The organism is Gilliamella sp. B3367 (genome assembly GCF_026536825.1).
GTDB classification, from domain to species: Bacteria; Pseudomonadota; Gammaproteobacteria; order Enterobacterales; family Orbaceae; genus Gilliamella; species Gilliamella apicola_E.
The window spans coordinates 201,340-223,211 of the sequence record NZ_JAFNNJ010000002.1 but is presented as its reverse complement, the minus strand read 5'-3'; the positions used below and the strand labels follow the sequence as shown (position 1 = coordinate 223,211).

General features: G+C 33.3%; 20 protein-coding genes and 2 tRNA genes. 8 read left to right on the top strand and 14 right to left on the bottom strand.

Going from position 1 to position 21,872, the window contains the following annotated elements; all coding sequences use genetic code 11:
• The first annotated feature begins 35 nt into the window (after positions 1–35).
• Positions 36–1,139, top strand: a complete 1,104-nt coding sequence (gene lptF / locus J3U23_RS04040) for an LPS export ABC transporter permease LptF (protein WP_267338554.1) — start codon at positions 36–38, stop codon at positions 1,137–1,139.
• Positions 1,140–1,149: 10 nt separating this feature from the next.
• A complete protein-coding gene (lptG, locus tag J3U23_RS04035; protein ID WP_220226138.1) occupies positions 1,150–2,214 on the top strand; it encodes an LPS export ABC transporter permease LptG in 1,065 nt (354 codons plus the stop codon).
• 191 nt (positions 2,215–2,405) lie between these two features.
• On the opposite strand, the gene msrB is transcribed toward lptG, so the two are convergent.
• Genes msrB through msrA form a run of 3 tightly spaced genes read right to left on the bottom strand, consistent with a single transcriptional unit; the run spans position 2,406 to position 3,966 of the window.
• Positions 2,406–2,837 carry a peptide-methionine (R)-S-oxide reductase MsrB gene (gene msrB, locus J3U23_RS04030; RefSeq protein WP_267338552.1) on the bottom strand — a complete coding sequence of 144 codons (432 nt, stop codon included), beginning with the start codon at positions 2,835–2,837 and terminating at the stop codon, positions 2,406–2,408.
• A gap of 53 nt (positions 2,838–2,890) precedes the next feature.
• Positions 2,891–3,415, bottom strand: a complete 525-nt coding sequence (locus tag J3U23_RS04025; RefSeq protein ID WP_267332022.1) for a cytochrome b — start codon at positions 3,413–3,415, stop codon at positions 2,891–2,893.
• Between the two features lie 2 nt (positions 3,416–3,417).
• Positions 3,418–3,966: a peptide-methionine (S)-S-oxide reductase MsrA gene (gene msrA / locus J3U23_RS04020; protein WP_220226141.1), complete on the bottom strand. Its 549-nt coding sequence runs from the start codon at positions 3,964–3,966 to the stop codon at positions 3,418–3,420.
• Positions 3,967–4,118: 152 nt separating this feature from the next.
• Here msrA and J3U23_RS04015 point away from each other — a divergent pair, with 152 nt between their 5' ends.
• Entirely contained in the window at positions 4,119–4,391 is a 273-nt protein-coding gene (locus J3U23_RS04015) for a DksA/TraR family C4-type zinc finger protein (RefSeq protein ID WP_267338551.1), read from the top strand.
• A 62-nt stretch (positions 4,392–4,453) separates the two neighbouring features.
• Here J3U23_RS04015 and J3U23_RS04010 read toward each other — a convergent pair whose 3' ends face one another.
• A complete protein-coding gene (locus tag J3U23_RS04010) occupies positions 4,454–5,110 on the bottom strand; it encodes a DUF421 domain-containing protein (protein ID WP_065562497.1) in 657 nt (218 codons plus the stop codon).
• A gap of 194 nt (positions 5,111–5,304) precedes the next feature.
• Here J3U23_RS04010 and J3U23_RS04005 point away from each other — a divergent pair, with 194 nt between their 5' ends.
• Positions 5,305–5,820 (top strand): endonuclease V, encoded by a 516-nt coding sequence (locus J3U23_RS04005; RefSeq protein WP_267338550.1) that lies wholly within the window; start codon positions 5,305–5,307, stop codon positions 5,818–5,820.
• Positions 5,821–6,002: 182 nt separating this feature from the next.
• Here the strand turns inward: J3U23_RS04005 and aroD are convergent, their stop codons facing one another.
• From aroD to erpA, 6 genes are all read right to left on the bottom strand, one after another.
• Complete coding sequence (gene aroD, locus J3U23_RS04000) at positions 6,003–6,767, bottom strand: type I 3-dehydroquinate dehydratase (RefSeq protein WP_267338549.1); 765 nt, start codon at positions 6,765–6,767, stop codon at positions 6,003–6,005.
• Between the two features lie 94 nt (positions 6,768–6,861).
• Positions 6,862–7,734 (bottom strand): shikimate dehydrogenase, encoded by an 873-nt coding sequence (locus J3U23_RS03995; RefSeq protein WP_065734197.1) that lies wholly within the window; start codon positions 7,732–7,734, stop codon positions 6,862–6,864.
• Between the two features lie 500 nt (positions 7,735–8,234).
• Positions 8,235–9,431, bottom strand: a complete 1,197-nt coding sequence (locus J3U23_RS03990; protein WP_065734198.1) for an MFS transporter — start codon at positions 9,429–9,431, stop codon at positions 8,235–8,237.
• A 305-nt stretch (positions 9,432–9,736) separates the two neighbouring features.
• Positions 9,737–9,812: transfer RNA gene (locus tag J3U23_RS03985), tRNA-Gly, on the bottom strand.
• A gap of 22 nt (positions 9,813–9,834) precedes the next feature.
• Positions 9,835–9,922: transfer RNA gene (locus J3U23_RS03980), tRNA-Leu, on the bottom strand.
• A gap of 194 nt (positions 9,923–10,116) precedes the next feature.
• Entirely contained in the window at positions 10,117–10,455 is a 339-nt protein-coding gene (erpA, locus tag J3U23_RS03975) for an iron-sulfur cluster insertion protein ErpA (RefSeq protein WP_065734199.1), read from the bottom strand.
• A 158-nt stretch (positions 10,456–10,613) separates the two neighbouring features.
• Here erpA and hemL point away from each other — a divergent pair, with 158 nt between their 5' ends.
• Together hemL and bcp are read left to right on the top strand one after the other, a co-directional pair.
• Entirely contained in the window at positions 10,614–11,906 is a 1,293-nt protein-coding gene (hemL, locus tag J3U23_RS03970) for a glutamate-1-semialdehyde 2,1-aminomutase (protein WP_267338548.1), read from the top strand.
• 69 nt (positions 11,907–11,975) lie between these two features.
• Positions 11,976–12,449, top strand: coding sequence for a thioredoxin-dependent thiol peroxidase (gene bcp, locus J3U23_RS03965; RefSeq protein ID WP_065562491.1), 474 nt, complete (start codon positions 11,976–11,978; stop codon positions 12,447–12,449).
• Positions 12,450–12,479: 30 nt separating this feature from the next.
• Here the strand turns inward: bcp and J3U23_RS03960 are convergent, their stop codons facing one another.
• Both J3U23_RS03960 and J3U23_RS03955 read right to left on the bottom strand, forming a co-directional pair.
• The gene (locus J3U23_RS03960; RefSeq protein ID WP_065562490.1) at positions 12,480–13,565 is read right to left on the bottom strand and encodes an AI-2E family transporter; all 1,086 of its coding nucleotides are present in this window, start codon (positions 13,563–13,565) and stop codon (positions 12,480–12,482) included.
• Between the two features lie 33 nt (positions 13,566–13,598).
• The gene (locus tag J3U23_RS03955) at positions 13,599–15,116 is read right to left on the bottom strand and encodes a helicase HerA-like C-terminal domain-containing protein (RefSeq protein ID WP_267336914.1); all 1,518 of its coding nucleotides are present in this window, start codon (positions 15,114–15,116) and stop codon (positions 13,599–13,601) included.
• Between the two features lie 102 nt (positions 15,117–15,218).
• Between J3U23_RS03955 and J3U23_RS03950 the strand changes: the two genes are divergently transcribed.
• Complete coding sequence (locus J3U23_RS03950; protein ID WP_065562488.1) at positions 15,219–15,434, top strand: YdcH family protein; 216 nt, start codon at positions 15,219–15,221, stop codon at positions 15,432–15,434.
• 372 nt (positions 15,435–15,806) lie between these two features.
• On the opposite strand, the gene mgtA is transcribed toward J3U23_RS03950, so the two are convergent.
• On the bottom strand, positions 15,807–18,515 hold the full coding sequence (gene mgtA, locus J3U23_RS03945) for a magnesium-translocating P-type ATPase (RefSeq protein WP_267338547.1): 2,709 nt from the start codon (positions 18,513–18,515) through the stop codon (positions 15,807–15,809).
• A 685-nt stretch (positions 18,516–19,200) separates the two neighbouring features.
• Between mgtA and J3U23_RS03940 the strand changes: the two genes are divergently transcribed.
• On the top strand, positions 19,201–19,890 hold the full coding sequence (locus J3U23_RS03940) for a hypothetical protein (RefSeq protein ID WP_065562486.1): 690 nt from the start codon (positions 19,201–19,203) through the stop codon (positions 19,888–19,890).
• A 74-nt stretch (positions 19,891–19,964) separates the two neighbouring features.
• Here J3U23_RS03940 and J3U23_RS03935 read toward each other — a convergent pair whose 3' ends face one another.
• Positions 19,965–21,857, bottom strand: coding sequence for a DNA topoisomerase III (locus tag J3U23_RS03935; RefSeq protein WP_267336917.1), 1,893 nt, complete (start codon positions 21,855–21,857; stop codon positions 19,965–19,967).
• Positions 21,858–21,872 lie beyond the last annotated feature (15 nt).

Here is a 21,872-nt window from a genome sequence, read left to right as displayed (position 1 = left end):
GTGCGATTTGATAAAACGGATAGATAGGTAAAAAAGTGATAATTCGCCGATATTTAATTAAAGAGACGATGAAAACACAAGGTGCAATACTGTTTATTTTATTGCTAATTTTCTTTTCTCAAAAATTAATCAGAATTTTATCCAGCGCTATTGATGGCAGTATTCCGCGAGATTTGATTATGCCACTTTTAGTGTTAGGTGTATCGAATATGGCTGATCTTATTTTGCCACTAAGTCTGTTTTTAGGTGTGCTTGTTACCTTTGGTCGACTTTATTCGGATAGCGAGATGGTCGCAATGCATGCATGTGGGATTAAGAGGAGACTTAACTATCAAGTTGTGCTATTTCTGTGTGTGATCACCTGTATATTTACAGCACTCAATAGCCTTTGGTTTGGGCCTTGGTCTAGCGTGAGACAAGATCAGCTAGTCGAAAATGCCAAGATTAATCCAAGTTTAGCCGGTTTGTTAGCAGGACAATTTCAACAAACACCTGATGGCAATTCGGTGATTTATATTGGTAATGTTGATCATAATAAGCTAGATAGCGTATTTATTGCCCAAATCAATCCGAAAAATGCTCAACGCCCTTCTATTATTATTGCTAATAAAGGCAAAACCGAAGAAGATAAAGATGGTAATCAAATCATCACACTTGAAAATGCAAACCGTTATGAAGGCACGGCACAGTTAAAAGATTTTAGAATATCAAATTTTCATAACTATTTAGGTATTATTAAACCTAAGGAACTAGATACCAACATTGATGATGATAAAGTGGATGTTCAACAATTAGGATTGCTTGAGCTTCATGAAAATCCAACACCTAAGGCTAATGCTGAATTTTATTGGCGATTGACGTTGATAATTTCGGTTCCTTTGATGGCTTTTTTAGTGATTCCATTAAGTGTTTCTAACCCAAGACAAGGACGGCTTGCACAAATTTTACCCGCGTTACTGCTTTATTTAGTCTATTTTTTACTTTCTAGTTCGGTTAAAGCTAATGCTGGTAAAGGTCGCTTAGATCCCGCTTTGTGGTTTTATCTGATTAATCTAGGGTATTTTGTTCTGGCTTTGATTTTAAATTGTTGGGATAACTTATTTATGCGTAAACTTCGTTTAAAATTTATTGCGTCTTAAGGGGAGAACGATGTTTTCGATTTTAGATCGCTATATTGGTAAAACTATTTTAAATACCATTGGCATTTGCTTATTTTTATTAATTAGTTTGTCAGGAATTATTCGTTTTATTGACCAACTTAGAAAAATCAAAGTTGATTATGATGCCTTGTCAGTGGGTTTTTATTCTTTGCTAATGGTACCTAAAGATATAGAAATATTTTTCCCTATGGCAGCACTTTTAGGCGGCTTAATCGGTTTAGGGATTTTAGCTTCAAGAAGCGAGCTTATTGTGATGGAAACTTCAGGCTTTAGCCGTTTTAAAATTGCATTAGCTGTGATGAAAACTGCTCTCCCTTTAGTGCTTATAACAATGGCAATTGGTGAATGGGTTGCGCCTATCAGTGAACAAACCGCTCGTAATATGCGCTCAGAAAAGCTTTATGGTAATTCTTTATTAGCTCAACAAGGCAGTTTATGGGCGAAAGATGGTAATGATTATATCTATATCGACCATGTTAATAATGATAGTTCTATCTCAAATATTGATATTTATAAAGTTGATAAAAATAAATTACTATCGATTACTCATGCTGATAGCGGAGTGTTTGAAAATGGAAGTTGGACGTTATCACAAATCGAGATGAATGATTTAACCAATCCACAACAAATAACGGGTACGAACTCACTTACTATGCAGTGGAAAACTAATATCACACCTGATAAGTTGAGTATTGTAGCTTTTGACCCTGATTCATTGTCAGCATCAGGACTCTATCAATATTCGCAATATTTGAAAAATTCGGGCCAAGATACAAAATATTATGATTTGTTATTTTGGAAAAAGCTGATTAAACCCGTTTCAGTTGCAGTGATGTTGTTGTTGGCCTTATCTTTCATTTTTGGACCATTACGAAGTGTATCTATGGGTATTAGGGTGATTATAGGTATTACTTTTGGCTTTATCTTTTATATCGCCGATAATCTTTTTGCTCAAGCCAGTATTGTGATGGGCATTTACCCTATCGTTGGCTCCATGATAACGAGCTTTGTGTTTTTGTTAATCAGTTATATTTTATTTAAAAGAAAAAATTAAATTATAGCTTTGATCTCCTACGATATTGGCATATAAAATTGATAAGTTATATGCCAATTTCATCCGCAATATTCATCAAAATTTCCTTTATGTATACCAATTAAGTTAAACAATGATTTTGTAGGCTTCAGGCTAAGGTTGATTGGTTTAGTTCGCACCCTTTATTTAAATAAAGGATGCGTAAGATTAATTTATTTAAATAATTTTAAGTAGTCACCATAGCCTTGAGCTTCTAATTCTTCTTTTGGTATGAACTTTAGCGCTGCAGAGTTGATACAGTAGCGCAATCCCCCTAAAGCTGCAGGCCCATCATTAAATACATGACCAAGATGTGAATCAGCTTCTAATGAGCGGACTTCTATCCTACGCATTCCATGGCTGTTATCTTCTTTTTCAACAATTTGTTTAATCGGTTTAGAGAAACTTGGCCAACCACAGCCTGAATCAAACTTATCTAGTGAGGTAAACAGTGGTTCACCAGAGACGATATCAACGTAGATCCCATCGCGGTGGTTAGCGTTATATTGATTATCAAATGGAGGTTCTGTACCATTTTGCTGCGTAACATGATATTGCATTGGTGTTAGTGCTGATATAGCTTTATCTTTCATTGATTTGTTCATGTTGTATCTGCCTCACGTTATAAATGTGATATAAATAAACGTTTAAATTTGTGTTAATCATTGCTACTTAACATTGATTGCAATACTTTATCTTTAACCCAAAAATAGTGGTACAACGCACCTAATACATGAAATATAACTAAAATAGCTAGTACATAAGAACTAATCAAATGTAATGAATGAAACATTTGGTGATATGGCATATCAATAGCAGGGATCGATATTAAACCAAATATATTAAGGTCCCTTCCACTCATTAAATACCCCGATAATGGCGTAATTAGCAGTAAAAGGTAGATCACTCCTTGAGTGGATTTTGACAAAATTCGTTGCAGTTTTTTGTCTTTCGGTAAGACATCAGGCACACCTTGACTGCGGATCACCATAATTCGCCATATTGTTAATAGCAAAACAAGCACTCCAAAGGATTTATGTAATAAATAGACTATTGCCATTCCACCCAATATATGTGACATTGTCACTTTAATTAAAAGGAGCATTGTTACCATTATGACAAGTAAAGCCGATGTCCAATGAATCCATTTTTGTTTACTGCTATATTGCGGGTACTTTTGCATATTTACTCACTTTTGGTTGTTGACTTATCTTGCCAGTTATCTGCAATAAAATTAGCTCGTCCAGATAATTGATAATAACGGTTATAATGTTCTGGCTGTTTTTTATAGTAATCTTGATGATACTCTTCGGCGGGATAAAATATTGTTGCCGGTTCTATAGCGACATCAATCGGATGATTAAATCGTTTGCTTTCTTCAAGCGCTTGTTTAGATGCGATCGCTTGCTGTTGTTGTAATTTGTTATGATAAAATATTACTGGACGATAAGAATCGCCACGATCGGCAAATTGTCCTTGCGAATCTGTCGGGTCAATTTGTTGCCAAAAAATATCCAGTAATTTTTTATAGCTGATCATCGTTGGATCAAAGGTAATTTGCACCGCTTCTGTATGGCCTGTGTTGCCTTGGCAAACTTGTTGATAAGTTGGATTTTCCGTATGACCACCAGTGTAACCTGAGATCACATTAATAACGCCTTCATATTTGTCGAAAGGTTTTACCATACACCAGAAACATCCACCTGCAAATGTTGCTTGTTCATATTGTTGCATAAAAACCTCCAATTAACTTACATTAACAGAAACGATCTTTATAAAAAATACAACACTTACTTTGCTTTTTAAATGATGTGTTCATATTACTTGAAACTGGTCAAATAAGCACCATATTATTCATCTAATATAAATTTTTAGGAGGTGTAATTATGGTTAGTGGCTGGGCATCTGACGATGCCGTTAACCAACAGATCGAAAGTACAATCACAGATGCTATCGAAATCGCCAGACGCCAACTAAAACACGATAAACCTAGTGCCGAATTTTGTGTTGAATGTGGCGATACTATTGCAAAAGCCAGACAAATTGCCTTACCAGGTGTGCAATACTGTTTAGCTTGCCAACAAGAAATAGATAAGCAATTGGCAAAATCTGCAATATTATATAATCGACGTGGTAGTAAAGATAGCCAACTAAGATAACAAGCTCTTAATAAGGGGGATTGAGTAAAACTCCTTCCCCTTTTATATTTTGCTTTCCTCAATTATTCTTTATTTTTTGAATTACGAACTTCATCATAAGGGTAAACTAATAATTTACCATCAAACCATTCTGCACAAAAAACTTCATCAATATCTTTATAACCTTGTTTTTTGATTTCATTCTTAAGCCATGTTTCACTTTTGTGGAGTTGTTCAAGGTTGTCTTGACTAATAGCGCCATTTTCAATCACCAGTACTGCGATATCTTTATCTCCTTTCTTGATAATGGTTAAAGATCCATTTAATTCGTACCACACTTGTTTTAATTCACTAAATGCGCAAATTCCTTGAATATTGATTAGCGTTTCAAAATCTCTAACAGGTAAATTCGCTTTTTTGAAATTTTCAGAGATTAGATTGCCATTTTTGATTAATTGTATAGGTTCACCATCAATAGCATCTCGCAGTTTTGAATTTTTAGATTTGATAAATCGTACTAAGATAAGAAGACCTGCCCAAATCGCCACAGCTCCAGCGGCTTCCCACGCAGAAACATTAGCATTAAGTAATGTTCCACCTACCAATGCACCAATAACCATGCTACCAACCTGATCCAGCTGTGACATCGGTGCGATTTGGCTTTTTCCTGATAATTTGACATAAATAAGTAAAATGATAAGTGCAATTAAAAATTTTGGTGCCATTTCAAGTAAATACATTCCTGCCTCCAAGTGTAGATCCAATCTAAACGACCATTGCTTAGCTATCTGGTCTAATCGGATAAATAAAAGATGTATTACGAATTAACTAAATTTTTATTTATTTGAAATCAATGACTACTTGTTTTTTAATAGAGATTAGAAAGTTTAATACGAGAGCATTGTTATTCTACTCCAAAAAGGATTTTAAAAAAATGATACTTGCAATAGATGTTTACTATTTAAATGATAAGGCAAAAACTGTTGGCATTTTATTTGAGCAATTTACTGATGGTATCAATGAGATAAAATCTGCTATCAATGATTATCAATCGAATGTTCTGCCTTATCAATCAGGCCAATTTTATAAACGTGAATTACCTTGTATATTAGCATTATTGTCTCAGGTTGATCTCAATTTGATTGATGTGATTATAGTCGATGGTTATGTTCATTTGAATGATGGTAATCTTGGTTTAGGTGGTTATCTTTATGAAGCACTGGATAAAAAGATACCTATTATCGGCGTTGCAAAAAAATCTTTTACAGATAATAAACAATATGCCATTGAAGTAATGCGTGGTAAAAGTAATAATCCAATCTATATAACATCATTAGGAATGTTACTTAAAGAGGCAGCAAATCATATTCAATCAATGGCCGGCAAATATCGCATACCAGATTTACTGACCTATTTGGATCAACAAACTAAGTTGTTTAAATTCGAATAATACAATAAAAATGGTTAAATAGGTTTATGTTATTAATTCACCAAAATACTATTGATATAGATTTTAATATAGTCTTCATATTAGTCATTTAATATTAATAATTTGCACCAAAGAGTTTATATATTGACTATCTTTCGTTTATCTTTTTTTAACTTAAGTTGTTTATTAAAACGCTAGAATTTTTAAGCCAAACTTTTATGTAATATATTTAAGATGTTTCTTAGATCTTTTACATCTAGCTGCCCTGGTGCAGATGCATTTTTTGCTGCACCAAAAGTGAGGTCTGACCCAAAAGTTTCACCTGCAATTCGGCTAATCGCACCTGTTCCAGCCATTGCCATAGTAATTAGTGGTTTACGTGCATATTTGTCTTTCATTTCAGCTGTTGCAGCAAGTAAGTTAATTACATCTTCACGCGAACGTGGCATTACGGCAATTTTAGGAATATCTACACCAAGATCCTGCATTTTGCGTAATCTTGCTACAATTTCATCTTTTGGCGGAGTCTTATCAAAGTCATGATTGGAGGCTATCACTAAAACGTTATGCTGATGAGCCAACTGGACAATTTCTTCAACATATTTGTCACCAGTGAAAACTTCGATATCGACAAGATCAATTAAACCACTTTTTATCATCTGTTTATTAAGGTTGATATAAAATTCAATCGTAGCAGGATAAACTCCGCCTTCATTAGCGGTACGGAATGTAAATAAAATGGGTTTGTAGCCAATGATTGTTTGTAATTTATTTGCTGTTTGTTTTACTTTTTCAACATCATCAACTTTTTGAAAATGGTCTACTCTCCATTCAACCATATCAAAGTCAATTTTTGTCAAAAATTCAGCTTCATTAACTAATTCTTGTTCTGTTTTTCCTACAATTGGAACAATAATTTTAGGCGCTCCAACACCAATATCTAAACCTTTAACTGTAATTTTTGACATCTATCCACCAATTTATCTTTTCTACTCTCTTAATTTAATTGACTGAGAGAATAGTCTGTAGTTATAAATAATTTTAATAAGTTAACTAAAATTTTTAGTCATTAAAGCCCATTTTTTCTTTAACATAATCAATTGGAGCTTCTTTTCCTGTCCAAATTTTAATTTGTGCATGACCTTGCCATAACATCATACCTATACCGTTTAACGTTTTACAACCTTGCGATTCGGCTAGTTCTAATAATTTTGTTTTACGTGGACTGTAAATACAATCGGTTACGACGAGATCTTTTCTTAGCATAGTTGGATCGGTAATTAAGCTTTTTCCTTCTGACGGCTTCATACCAATACCAGTAGCATTGCATAATACTGCACTTTCAGCAATTTCCTGACGTAATTTTGAGTGATCAGCTAAATCATAAACTACTGCTTCACAGTCAGTTTTTGCATTTATTCGGTTAACTATTTCTACAATTTTGTCAAAGCATTCATCTTTTTGATTAAAAATTGAAATCTTTTTAACGCCATCTAATGCGGCTTGTACGGCAATAGCACTTGCAGCACCGCCTCCACCAAGTAAAGTCAACTTTTTACCTATAACATCAACACCCGCCTCTTTTAATGAGCGCATATATCCTATTCCATCAGTATTATATCCGGTTAATACTCCATCATCATTTGAAATGGTATTACAGGCTCCAATAAGCTCTACTGCTGGTGTTAATTTATCTAAATATTGGCACACGAGTTGTTTATTCGGCATTGAAACAGCACTACCGCGTAAACCTAATGCACGTAAGCCTTTTATAGCATCAGGTAATTTTTCTTGCGTCACTTCAAAAGCTAAATAGACATAGGGAATATCTAATTTAGAGTAAATTATATTTTGCATTTTTGGTGATAAGCTGTGCCGAATTGGATATGCCATTAATCCAATTAATAAAAAGTGTCCATCAATATTAGCTCTCATGCTTCTCTCCAATTATTAATGATTAAAATTCAGCGAGTTTTTTAAGTAATCTTTTCGTATCTTATAGATACATTTTTGCTCGTTCAATTGGAGAATGACTCAATAAAAATTCATCATCACTACGCTAAATTGAAGTTGGCATTTCATGTAAAGATTTTAGTAATGTTATTACCTCAATACCACCTCGCTCGGTGATAATTGATAATTCTTGCTTAATAAAGTAACTCCTAACTGTTATTAAGCTTTTCTCAAATTATATAATCGCATTTGATAATTCTTAGATGTTTTTTCAAACCTAGGATTAATACTAAAAACACCAACATTAAGCCATAAAAAACACGAAAATCAACGATAAATACTTTCCAGTATTATTTTGATGTTTAAGATAACTTTCTAAAAATTCTAGGCTTACTAATTTACCATTTTTTTTACTTTAAATTACTTATCATCGTAAAGCACCTTATCGTGATAAGGTGCTTTTTTAGTATTGCTGAAAGTCATTAAATTTTATTCATATCAATAACTTTTTTGAAACGTGAATAAACAATTAATCCTAATATTACACTTGATAATGCAACAACTAGATCGACTAAGATAGCATAGCTAACATTGATTAATGCTAACTTAGGGACTATTAGGGGAATGACAATAAATGATAAACCACTGAAAGTATACATTGTTCCAACTGCAAACCCTTTACGATCAGGAAATAGCTGCTGCATAACAACTAAGGTGAGTTGTAATATACCTCCTGCTGCTGTTAATCCCATTCCTATTGCCACAATTAAACTCATTGTAGGATTAAGATTAAATAAAAACATTAATAAAGTTAATGCAGAAAGTAACGGCAATATAATAATGCAATAAATTGGTTTTATGAATTTTTTAACAATATAGGCTGTTGTAAACACAGAAATTATTGATGCAGTACTATAATAACTAATCAATTGTTTGGAAGCGATTGGTTCCATTCCTATACCTTTCTCTGCAATCGCAGGTAGCCATTGTAAAATGATGACAAAGGTTGCAGTGGTGGTGAAGCCCATAATTATTAATAAAATACCTTCAAAGAAAATATTCGGTTTACCAATGAAATAGTCACTATGGCCTTCATTGCCACAAATAACTGTATTTTTGGAAGGAAATGTTCTTGGCGCCAAAAGTAAAAAATTAATAATGATAAAAGTAACAAAACCAATGAAAGCATAGCCATACCATAAATCATAAGCATGAAAGAATGTAACAATGAATGGTAAGACTAACGTTCCTATTGAAATAAATGCTTTAATTAAAACACTTGCAGTACCTGCCGAACGAGGAAAGCATTCGGTTAAAGCAGGCATGGAGCCGGTATCTAAAAATGAGTTTCCAGCACCAATAAACATAGCCAAACAAAATGCAACATGTATATTGTGACAAAAGAGAGTCCCAACGAAAAAGATAATATAACAAGACATGCCCATAAGGATAAATGGTTTGCGTCCAAATTTATCAGATAGTATTCCTCCAATAAACATTAATAATATTTTTCCATATCCTATTCCTGATGCAACGTAACCAATACCTATAACATCATCAGTTTTTAATTGTGCAGAAATTTCGACAGAAAATTGCATAATTACTATTAAAGCAATACTTTGAATAATGTAATTAGCATAGATAGAGCCAGCTATCGAATATGAGCTGTGATTACTCATTAGTTAATACTCCAATACAAATTTAAAAATCTTATAAAACTAACTGGCTCAATATTAGCGGTAAAAGTATCTGAATAAAAGGAAAAATAATCTTTGAAATAGTTTTATTAATTAATTATTGTTAATTTAGATAAATTTTTTAAATAATCATCTCAGAATTGAAAAATGGAGGAGCATTTTTTAAAAGATTATAAAAAATTGAATATTTCTAGCTATGAAAAAAATCTAGATAGTTTATTTGTAATACGAATTGAGTAATGAATTTCAATGATAAATTTGATTGAGGATAATGATTGAAAAAAAATTGGAGCGGGAAACGAGGTTCGAACTCGCGACCTCAACCTTGGCAAGGTTGCGCTCTACCAACTGAGCTATTCCCGCTTACAAAAAAAAGTGTTTTTAATGGTGCCCGGGGCGAGACTTGAACTCGCACGGCCAAAAAGGCCGAGGGATTTTAAATCCCTTGTGTCTACCGATTTCACCACCCGGGCTCAAAACTTATTACCGAAAGGTAACTGCGTTTTGGATGCTGTGCATTTTACCTATCTTAAAATTTACGTCAATAAAAAAATTAAAATAATTGTCTAACTGCTCAATGTTTGTCACATTTAAGGAAATTTTAATCAATTCCCTTAAAATTTGGATTTAATATAAATAAAAATTTTGGCTAATGTTTTGTTACTAATTAGACGCTGAAAGATGATCCACAACCACAGGTTGTAGTTGCGTTTGGGTTATCAACAACAAAACGAGAACCCTGCAATCCTTCAATATAGTCTATAGTTCCTCCAACAAGATATTGTAAACTCATAGGGTCAATAATAAGTGAGACACCATTTTTTTCGATCGCCAGATCATCTTCATTTACTTTTTCATCAAATGTGAAACCATACTGGAATCCACTACAACCACCACCAGTGATATAGACTCTTAATTTAAGATTTGGATTTTCTTCTTCCGTTACTAAAGTTTTTACCTTGTTTGCAGCAGCATCAGTAAAATTAATGGGTAACGCATCGCTCATTTTATTCTCCTACTTTAAGTACTGATATATTATATACTCTTGAAAAAATAAAATACAAAATGAAAACATCAATTAGTTAAATTTGTAATAGCTTGCTTGAATTTAAGTTAATTTTATGAATAAATACGACAACAATTACTATAAAGAAGACCATAATTATGCTTAAAACATTTAAATCTGAAATACTTTACCGCGAAGCAATGGCTTTTATGCCAGGTGGTGTTAATTCACCTGTACGTGCTTTTAATGGAGTTGGTGGTACGCCATTATTTATAGAGAAAGCTAATGGTGCTTATATTTATGATGTTGATGAAAAAGCTTATATTGATTATGTCGGATCTTGGGGACCTATGATTTTAGGTCATAATGACCCTGATGTTGCCAATGCAGTTATTAACGCTGTTCGTAATGGTTTGAGTTATGGTGCGCCAACCGAAATCGAAACAAAAATGGCTAACCTAGTTACACAATTAATTCCATCAATAGAAATGTTACGTATGGTGAATTCAGGCACTGAGGCAACTATGAGTGCAATTCGCCTTGCACGAGGCTATACAGGACGTGACAAAATAATCAAATTTGAAGGTTGTTACCATGGACATGCTGACTATTTGCTTGTTAAAGCCGGTTCTGGTGCGCTCACTTTTGGGCACCCTACTTCACCGGGTGTGCCTGAGGATTTTGTTAAACATACATTAGTTTGTGATTATAACGATTTAGAATCAGTAAAAAAACAATTTGAGCAATATCCTAATGAAATTGCTGCAATTATTATTGAACCTGTGGCAGGCAATATGAATTGTGTCCCAGCTAAAAATTCGTTTTTACAAGGATTAAGAAGCTTGTGTGATACTTACGGGGCTTTATTAATTATTGATGAGGTGATGACTGGGTTTAGGGTTTCACTTGGCGGAGCTCAAGAGTATTATGATTTAGTTCCTGATTTGACTTGCTTAGGTAAGATTATAGGTGGCGGTATGCCTGTAGGTGCTTTTGGCGGGCGTGCTGAAATTATGCAACAATTAGCACCAACTGGACCAATTTATCAAGCAGGAACACTTTCAGGGAATCCTGTTGCTATGGCAGCGGGTTATGCCACGTTGACAAAGTTAATGGATGTTGGTATTTATTCAGAGTTAGAAGAAAAAACTGCCTCACTAGTTAATGGCCTATATGCAGAAGCAAAACGATATAATATTCCGTTTGTGGTTAATCATGCTGGAGGAATGTTTGGATTTTTCTTTACAAATGCTCTAGAAGTGAGCAGTTATAAGGATGTAATGAATTGTGATGTTGAATTATTCAAGAAATTCTATCATCATATGCTCGCCGAAGGGGTTTACTTTGCGCCTTCAGCTTTCGAAGCAGGTTTCATGTCACTTATGCACACAGATAAAGAAATCGATCATACGATTGATGCAGCAAGTCGTTTTTTAAAAAACATAAGTTAATTTGATAAAATATAGTAAATTATACCCATAGCGCTTAAAATTTTAACTATTAACATAGGTAATAAATTTATGGTTAATCCTTTAAAAGAAGGTGAAAAAGCACCTCAATTTTCTCTGCCTGATCAGGATGGTGAGCTAATTAGTTCAAAAGATTTCAAAGGTCAGCGTATTTTGCTCTATTTCTATCCGAAAGCGATGACTCCTGGTTGTACAGTACAAGCTTGCAATTTACGAGACAGTGCTGACGATTTTAAGAAATATAATGTAGTTGTTATTGGTATTAGTACGGATAAACCTGAAAAACTGTCGCGTTTTGTTGATAAAGAATTGTTGAATTTTACTCTACTTTCAGATGAGGATCATAAAACCTCTGAAGCGTTTGGTGTTTGGGGCGAAAAAGAGTTTATGGGAAAAACTTATGACGGTATCCATCGTATAAGCTTTTTGATTGGTAAAGATGGTAAGATCGAGAAAGTCTTTGATGACTTCAAAACGACCAACCATCACACTGTGGTTTTAGATTATCTTAAGAACCATAGTTAACACTTCTAATTAAAGCAGATTATATTTTCATTAATCTGCTTTTTTTTCACTTTTAATATTATTAATCTCTTCAAGATTTGGCCAAGCATTTATAATCGCTTTAACTAAAGTTGCTAACGGTATAGCAAAAAATACGCCCCAAAATCCCCATAACCCGCCAAAAATGATAACAGCTACAATAATCACTAAAGGATGCAAGTTAAGTTTTTCAGAGAAAAGATAAGGAACCAATAAATTGCCATCAAGAGCCTGAATAAGGATATAAAAGAACATTAAATATCCAAATTGTGCAGTTACCCCCCATTGGAAAAGTGCAATTAGGACAATAGGGATACTTGAAATAATAATACCAATGTAAGGAATAAGTACTGAAACACCAACTAACACTGCTAACAATAATCCATAATCTAAACCAAAATACCAAAATGGAATATAGACACAGGCAGTTAAAATAATGATGTGTAAAACATTACCGACTATGTAATTAGATATTTGTTGATCCATCTCTGTAGCTACTTTGTTTAATATTGTTCGATTTTTTGGTAATATTTTCGAACAATATCCCCATATCTTAGATTTATCTTTCAATAAGAAAAACATAATAATCGGAACTAATACCGCATTTATAGCAACAGAAACTAAGCTAAACAGTGAGCTGATTGAAAACTGGAGCAATGAGTTACCTGTTTGCATGACTTTATTAGTTATACCTTGGAGTATTGAGTCAAATAGACCAACATCGATAAGCTCCGGATAATGTTCAGGCAATGATGTGATGAATTTATTAACAAAATTCAACATATTTGGAATATTTGTTATTAAACTAACACCTTGTTGCCAAATCAATGGTAACAAAATCATAATTCCGGTTAAGCCGACAAACATAAATACAAATAGTACAATAACAACAGCTAATGTGTGAGGAACTCTCTTTTGTTGTAAATACTTAACCGGTCTATCTAGTAGATAAGATAAAACGATAGCAATCAAAATAGGCAGTAAAATTTTATTGAAAAAATAGATGATAAAAAATAAAACAATGATAACAATCATTAACGAAACCACATGAGGATCGCTAAAGCGTTTTTTGTACCATTCAATAAACAATTTTAACATCTATAACTCCTTTTTGTAGTTTATTAATCTAACCTATTTTTTGAAACCACCCAAGATTCCTCGAGTAATTTGTCTTCCAATTTGATTTACCATCTGTCTGGTCGCACTTTTAGCAACACTTTGAACGATACCGTCATGCTGTCCACCTTTTGGGCCGGTTCTACCAAAAATAAGTGAACTTAAAAAGTCCATTATACCACCATGTTCCTCTTTATCAGATGGATTCTGATTGGAATCAGTTTCTATTGAATTTTGACTATTTTCAGTATTTATACTAAAACCCTGTTTAAGTTTTTCGTAGGCTGATTCGCGATCGATGGTTTTTGAATATTTATCATAAAAGCGAGATTTTTGAATAATCGTCAACTGTTTTTCTATATCCATAGGCCCCATTTTTGATTCTGGCGCTATTATCATTCCGCGTTGAACAATATTAGGGCGCCCCTTTTCATCTAGAAATGAAATTAAAGCCTCTCCTACCCCAAGCTCCATAATAGCTTTTTCAGTGTTAAAATTTGGGTTAGCTCGCATGGTTTGAGCTGCCACTTTGACTGCTTTTTGATCTTTAGGTGTAAATGCTCGTAAAGCGTGCTGCACTCGATTCCCCAATTGACCAAGGATAGTTTCTGGAATATCGGTTGGGCTTTGTGTAGCAAAATAAATCCCCACTCCTTTAGAACGAATAAGGCGAACAACTTGTTCGATTTTTTCTAATAATGCGGGAGAAATATCATTAAAAAGTAAATGTGCTTCGTCAAAGAAAAATACAAGTTTTGGTTTATCAAGGTCACCTACTTCTGGTAAATGCTCGAATAGTTCTGATAATAACCAAAGTAAAAATACTGAATATAATTTTGGTGAATTATATAATTTACTGGCAGATAAAATATTAATAACACCACGACCATCAACATTAGTTTGCATTAAATCATGTATATCAAACATCGGCTCACCTAGGAAGAATTCAGCACCTTGCTGTTCTAAAGTAAGCAATCCACGTTGAATAGCACCAATAGTTGATAAACTTATATTGCCATATTGGGTAGTAAATTTTTTAGCGTTATCACCAATAAATTGGATGAATGTTCTTAAATCCTTAAAGTCTAGTAATAATAATCCATTATCATCGGCAATTTTAAAAACTAATTGTAGAACGCCAGATTGAATGTCATTGAGATTTAATAATCGACCTAATAATATAGGACCTATATCGGAAACTGTACTGCGAACGGGAATACCATTTTCACCAAATACATCCCATATTTCTAAAGGAGAAGAATTAGGAAGCCAATCTTTTACACCAATACTTTCTAGCCGTGCTTTTAATTTTTCAGATAATAGGCCATTTTCCCCTAAACCGGTCAAATCACCTTTTACATCAGCAAGAAACACGGGTACACCAATCTGCGAGAATTTTTCCGCCATCTTTTGTAGGGTTACGGTTTTACCTGTACCTGTTGCACCAGTAATTAAACCATGGCGATTAGCCAACGATGCAAGGATGTATAAATCATTACCTTCACTTTTTGCAATAACGATCTTTTCATTCATAGACATCTCCCATTCAAAAATTGCTATTAAAACAATTGAGAATATTGTAAGCTGAATTATTGTTAACTGCTATTATTTTAATTAATCTTATAAGGAGGCTGTATGTTTCCAGAATACCGTGATTTAATCTCTAAACTAAAAAACTCAGATTTACATTTCCAAAAATTATTTGATGAGCACAATGAGCTCGATCAAAAAATTAAAAATATCGAGTCTGGTATTGCAATTGATACTTCGGAAACGATTGAAAGTCTAAAAAAACTGAAGCTAAAATTAAAAGATGAACTTTACGAAATTTTGAAAAAAGCTTCTAAATAACTCATCAAATATAAGCTTATAAAGCTTTATTGTGTTATAAAACCCCAAGCTGTGGGGTTTAATTTTATAGCAATTTTTTGCAAATCATTTATAGAAAGTTATTTATTATCTTTCTCTTGTTCTTTTTTCAGTTTGCGATGTTTGATTAGTATAATTAAATTTTTGTGTGGGGTTTTCATTTTTTACTCCTCTTATTGTTATTTATAGGCTCCTTAAAAAAATTTCTAAAAAGCTCGATTATTTATACAAATATTATTATCAATTATATTTATCAAATGTGTACTCATCACTACTATAACACACTAGTTCAATATTTATACTTCTTTAGTTAATGATGTAAGCAACATCGTCACTTACATCAATTTTGTTATTTTAGAACCATTGTCCAAAGCGTTTTATGTAAATCCTTTTCATTATTTGAGCAACCACACAGTAACTTAATAATGTTGCAACTAACCATGGAAAATAGGACCATGGTAATGGTTGAAGACCAATTAGGCTACCTATTGGTGAAAAAGGAATATAAATACCCACCGCCATAATTAGTATAGTCATTACTATTACTGGGAATGCCGCGGTACTTTGTATAAATGGTATTTTCTGAGTCCTTAGCATATGTACAACTAAAGTTTGTGATAACAATCCTTCGATAAACCAACCTGAGTGAAACAATGATTCAGCTGCAACACTATTAGCACCAAAAACAAACCACATCAATGCATATGTTGTTATGTCAAAAATAGAGGATGTTGGTCCAATCCAGATCATAAAACGTCCAATATTTTGTGCATCCCATTTACGAGGTTTTTGTAAAAACTCTTCATCCATCTTATCCCAAGGTAATGATAATTGTGAGATATCATATAATAAGTTTTGGATAAGCAAATGAATCGCAAGCATTGGTAAAAATGGTAGAAATGCACTAGCCACTAATACAGAGAAGATGTTACCAAAGTTAGAACTTGCGGTCATATTTAGGTATTTCATAATATTACCGAAAGTTTCTCGTCCGCAAATTACACCTTCTTCTAATACAAGTAAGCTTTTTTCAAGCAAAATGATATCAGCTGATTCTTTAGCGATATCAGTAGCGGTGTCCACTGAAATACCAACATCTGCATCTCTCAACGCTGGCGCATCATTAATCCCATCACCTAAAAATCCAACAGTATGACCATTACTTTGTAACAATCTAATGATTCGAGATTTTTGTAATGGAGTCAACTTAGCAAAAATAGTGCGTTGCTCAATTTGCTCTTTTAACTCAGCGTCACTCATTTTTTCAATGTCGTTACCAAGTAAAGGTATACCCGGTTCTAAGCCAACTTCTCGGCATACTTTAATCGTGATGATTTCATTGTCACCAGTTAGAACTTTAACGCCAACTCCATGTTCATTCAATGCAGAAATAGCTTCATAAGCACTCTCTTTAGGTGGATCTAAGAAAGTCAAAAACCCACGAATGGCTAATGATTTTTCATCTTGGACACTATATTGAGCTTTAGTTTGTGATGCTGAAATATCTTTTACACCTACTGCTAACACTCTAAATCCATCTTTATTATAATTGTGTGCAAGTTCAATCAATGCTTGTTTACGATTTTCGTCTAACGGTAAATACTCGCCGTTTTCATAAACAAAATCTGAAATAGATAGCATTTCTTCAACTGCGCCTTTACAGATCATTAAATGATTTTCATCATTGCCTTGTACAACAACCGATAAACGACGGCGAACAAAATCAAATGGTAATTCATCAATTTTTTTATAAAGACCTACACCCACTTTTTTAACACTGGTTTTTTCTTCAGCAAAACGGATGATCGCTTTATCCATCAAGTTTTTCATTCCACTTTGATAGTAACTATTGAGCCAGGCCAGTTGTAAAACAGATGGATCAATCTGCCCATTAATGTCTAAGTGATGTTCTAAAATGATTTTATCTTGTGTTAAAGTACCGGTTTTATCAGTACATAAAATGTCCATCGCGCCAAAGTTTTGAATAGCATTCAAACGTTTTACCACAACTTTTCGTTTTGCCATGCCAACAGCACCTTTAGCTAGATTTGCACTAACAATCATCGGTAACATTTCAGGCGTCAAACCAACAGCAACAGCTAATGCAAATAATGTTGCTTCCCCCCAATCGCCTTTGGTAAATCCATTTATTAGTAATACAATCGGAACCATCACTAACATAAAGCGAATTAATAACCAACTTACGCTATTTACACCGCGATCAAATGAGGTTTCGGCTCTTGAACCCACTATTGATTTTGCTAATGAACCAAAATGTGTATCAGCACCTGTTGCAACAACAATAGCTTTAGCTGTTCCACTCACTACATTGGTGCCCATAAAACAAATATTGTTTACATCAAGTACATTGTCCTTATCAATTTTTGAAGAATCTATCTCTTCTGTCGTTTTTTGCGATACCGCGCCTAAGGTGTCATATTTTTCAACTGGAATTGATTCACCGGTTAACACCGCTTGACTCACAAATAAATCTCGCGATTCGATTAAACGAATATCGGCAGGAATCATGTCCCCAGCTGATAAAAACACAATATCTCCAGGAACGATATCGCTTAAAGGAACTTCAATATGCTCAGTTGGCATATTTTTATTACGACGGCGTAGAACTGTGGCTGTAGTTCGGATCATTGACTTTAATGCTTCAGCAGCTTTATTTGAACGAAACTCCTGCCAAAAACGCAATAATCCACTAAGTGTTACCATGGTTAAAATGATAATAATTCCAGTTAGATCTGTCTCTTCACCGTTTTGTAATGGCAACCAGTAATCAGTAAAAAAACTTACCAGTGCTAATATTAATAGTACAAATATAAATGGGTTCTTAAAAGCTAAAAGTAACTGAACAAAAGCTGATGGCACTTTTTCTCGAGCCACTTCATTTTTACCATACTGTTCCAATCGAGATTTTACATTTTCTTGAGTTAACCCCGAAAGACTTGATTGAAATTTAGACAAAATGCTATCTAAGCTATTCTGAGCTTCTTCAAGTGCTTTTATGTTTAAAGTATTATCTGTCTTTACTTGAGATGTTTTTTTAATCATAGTTTGTACCTATCTATTTTTCAGGCAAAAGGAACCCGCTCTTAGTTAACGTTAAACTAGGAGTTATTAAGTTCTTATCGACTAAAATTTAAACGTAAAGCAATAACTAACCATTGCAGTTAAGGCTTAACATGAAATAAAAATATTAAAAATAATATTAGTTAAAAGTTAGATACAACTAGGTGGCTCTAAATGCTTATCAGTCAGATATAACACTCGCAAAAGTGCTTTATGAGCACAAAGGTATTTTGAATTTGTGTGATAGCGTGTAGAAAACTGCATATCGTTCACCGTTACCGTTTTTATCAATTTCGGCTTGTGAACTGAAAAAATAACTATTTAGACAGGTTCATTAACCGATAATGATGTGTTTGAATTTATCTCCCCATAGTTTGGGGTGACCCGATTGACTGTCCATATTTCTCCTGTAAATTGAACTCATCACTTTGTATTTCAACTTTTCTTAAACCTCATTTTTAACCATCTCTTATCGTTAAAAAAGTAAGAAAAGCTCAAAGGCGAGCACTTTATACGCTTTTACATTCAAGAAGTCAACCGATTACTTGTAATAAAGTTGCAATTGATTAAAAACACCACTACTAGGATGATGAAATGTAGAATTAATACCCGTTTTACATAATATCAGTTACAATTAACCAATTGTTAACAACACTGGTTAAATTGGATGGATATTACTCAATTGTTGCAAGATAATTGGTTTAATTTATTTATTATCTTCGCTCTATCAATTATTGGCTTTATTTATAAAAGAAACACACCTAATAATTACTTTGACAATATTATTAGATATACAGATATATTAGAAAAAGTACCTCAACCTAGTTATCAAAAAGATTATTTAAACAATATCAAGAAAAAGCTGATTTGGGAAAAAGTTTGTTTTTATAAACCAGGCAATATTAACAAAGAAAGAATTGCTATTTCTGTTGTTAATGCAGATATTCATAATGTTATTGAATTGAGTCAATTAAATCAATTAACTCAATATTTCGGTATTGAAAAAAACCGTATTACATTTCTTAGACCTTTTTTAATTAAAGACGTGATTTTAACTGCTGCTGTTAGTCTATTTACCTTTTTTATGGTTATATATAATCTCCATACTATTTTCAAATCAGAATGGATTATTAATGTCATTATTTCTGTATTGACGATTTTTGTTTTAATAATCATTGTTGCGCAATTTGCTAAAGGACCATTAAAAAGATTAAATAGTTACCGCATCCTTTTAAAGGATAAACAATTTTTAATTAGAGCAAATAAAGTATTTGCTAAAATCCTCGATGAAAATAGACCAATTGATACACTCTCTAAAGAAATTGACAAAAAAGAGTCTACGGATTTAGAAGAATAATCATTATTTAGATTTTATTATTAGGCAGGACAATAAATAATAAAACTATTTATTGTCCTTTTGCTAATAGAAATTTATGATTGAATTTTCAATCTTGAATTTTTTAACTGTTCAACTAATGTAAGCAAAGACGAATTTAATTGATACATAAATTGTTGATAACTGAATTCTTTTTTACTAATTTCCTCAAGCTGTAACTCCCAATGTGCAGTCATATCTGGCATTGAAACACTTTCCGGTAATGATAAAATCAAATTTTGGCCTACTTTCGTTGAACGAATTGATTTACCTTGACGCGTTAAAAATTGACGTTTAAATAAAAGCTCAATAATACCAGCTCTTGTTGCCTCAGTACCTAATCCATCAGTTTCGCGTAATATTTTTTTTATCTCAGGATCTTTAACAAATCTAGCTATACCTGTCATTGCAGAAAGTAAAGTCGCATCCGTAAATGGTCTTGGAGGTTGAGTTTCTTTACTGAGTAATTCGGTATCAATACATAGGACTGATTCGCCTTTTTTAACTAATTTAGTTAATAAACCATTATTCTCACTATTATCGGTATCGTTCTCTGCTTGATAATTTTTACTTCTAAACAGTACTTTCCAGCCTTCGTCCAACATTTGATTGGCTTTAGAGATAAATTTACCACCATTGATATCAACATCAATCTGTAACTCAGCATATTTATAAGCTGGATAAAATTGTGCTAAGTATTGTGTAGCAATCACTTGATAGACGGCTAACTCATTACTAGATAAACTTTCGGTTCTCACTTTACGCAATGTTGGAATAATAGCGTGGTGAGCCTCAACTTTTTTATCATTCCAAGCTTTGGAACGTAAAGTGAAATCAGCATTATTAATTGCAAATTGTAACGCAGAACAATTGTTTTCAATCGCAGATTTTACACCATTAATTTGTGTTAAGTGCTCTTCCGGCAAAAAACGGCAATCTGAACGAGGATAGGTAATTAATTTATGTTTTTCATATAATGATTGGCAAATATCAAGCACATCTTGTGCACTTAGACCATTTCGTTTTGCCATTTCAATTTGTAAAGCAGATAAATTAAATGGCATAGGTGGTGCAAGTTCTTTCTTTTTATTACTTACTTTATCAATAGTACCTGTCTGATCTTTAATTCGTTGACAAACGTTTTCTGCTAAACCTTTAACTAAAACTCTGCCCTCTTCATCTTGATAAGGTTCACATGCCTCGCTTGGTTGCCATTTGGCCTTGAAGGTTTCGTTATCCTTGGTTTGTAATATGGCATAAACTTCATAAAATGGTTTAGGAACAAATTGCGCTATCTCTAAATCTCGTCTAACTACTAATCCTAAAATCGGCGTTTGTACGCGCCCAATAGATAGTACACCACGATAACCGCTTCGTTGCCCCACAAGAGTACAAACACGACTCATATTCATCCCATATAACCAATCAGCTCTTGCTCTTGCTAAAGCAGAAGTAGATAATGGGATAAAATCTTGATTACTACGTAATTGCTCAAGTGATTTTTCAACAGCACTAGCATTCAAATCGCTGATTAAACAACGTTGAATAGTTTTCCGCTTTTCTGGTGGTAACTGGCAATAGTTAAGTACTTCATCAACTAATAATTGCCCTTCTCTATCTGGGTCACCCGCATGTACAATTTGTTCAGCTGATTTAATCAATTCAACTAAGGTGTTAAATTGTTTTTCGGTACTATTTTTGGGTATCAATATCCATTTTGCAGGAACAATGGGTAGATCGTCTAAAACCCATTTTTTATAGCGTTCATCATATATTTCAGGTGTTGCTTGTTCTAATAAGTGCCCAATACACCAGCTAACAATATCACCATTACTGGCTTTGATAAATCCATTTCCCTTTTGGTGGGGTTTAGGCAAAACATCAGCAATAGCTCTAGCTAAGCTCGGTTTTTCGGCAATAAATAGACGATAAGGTTCTTTAGATTGCATAATAATTAGTGTTAA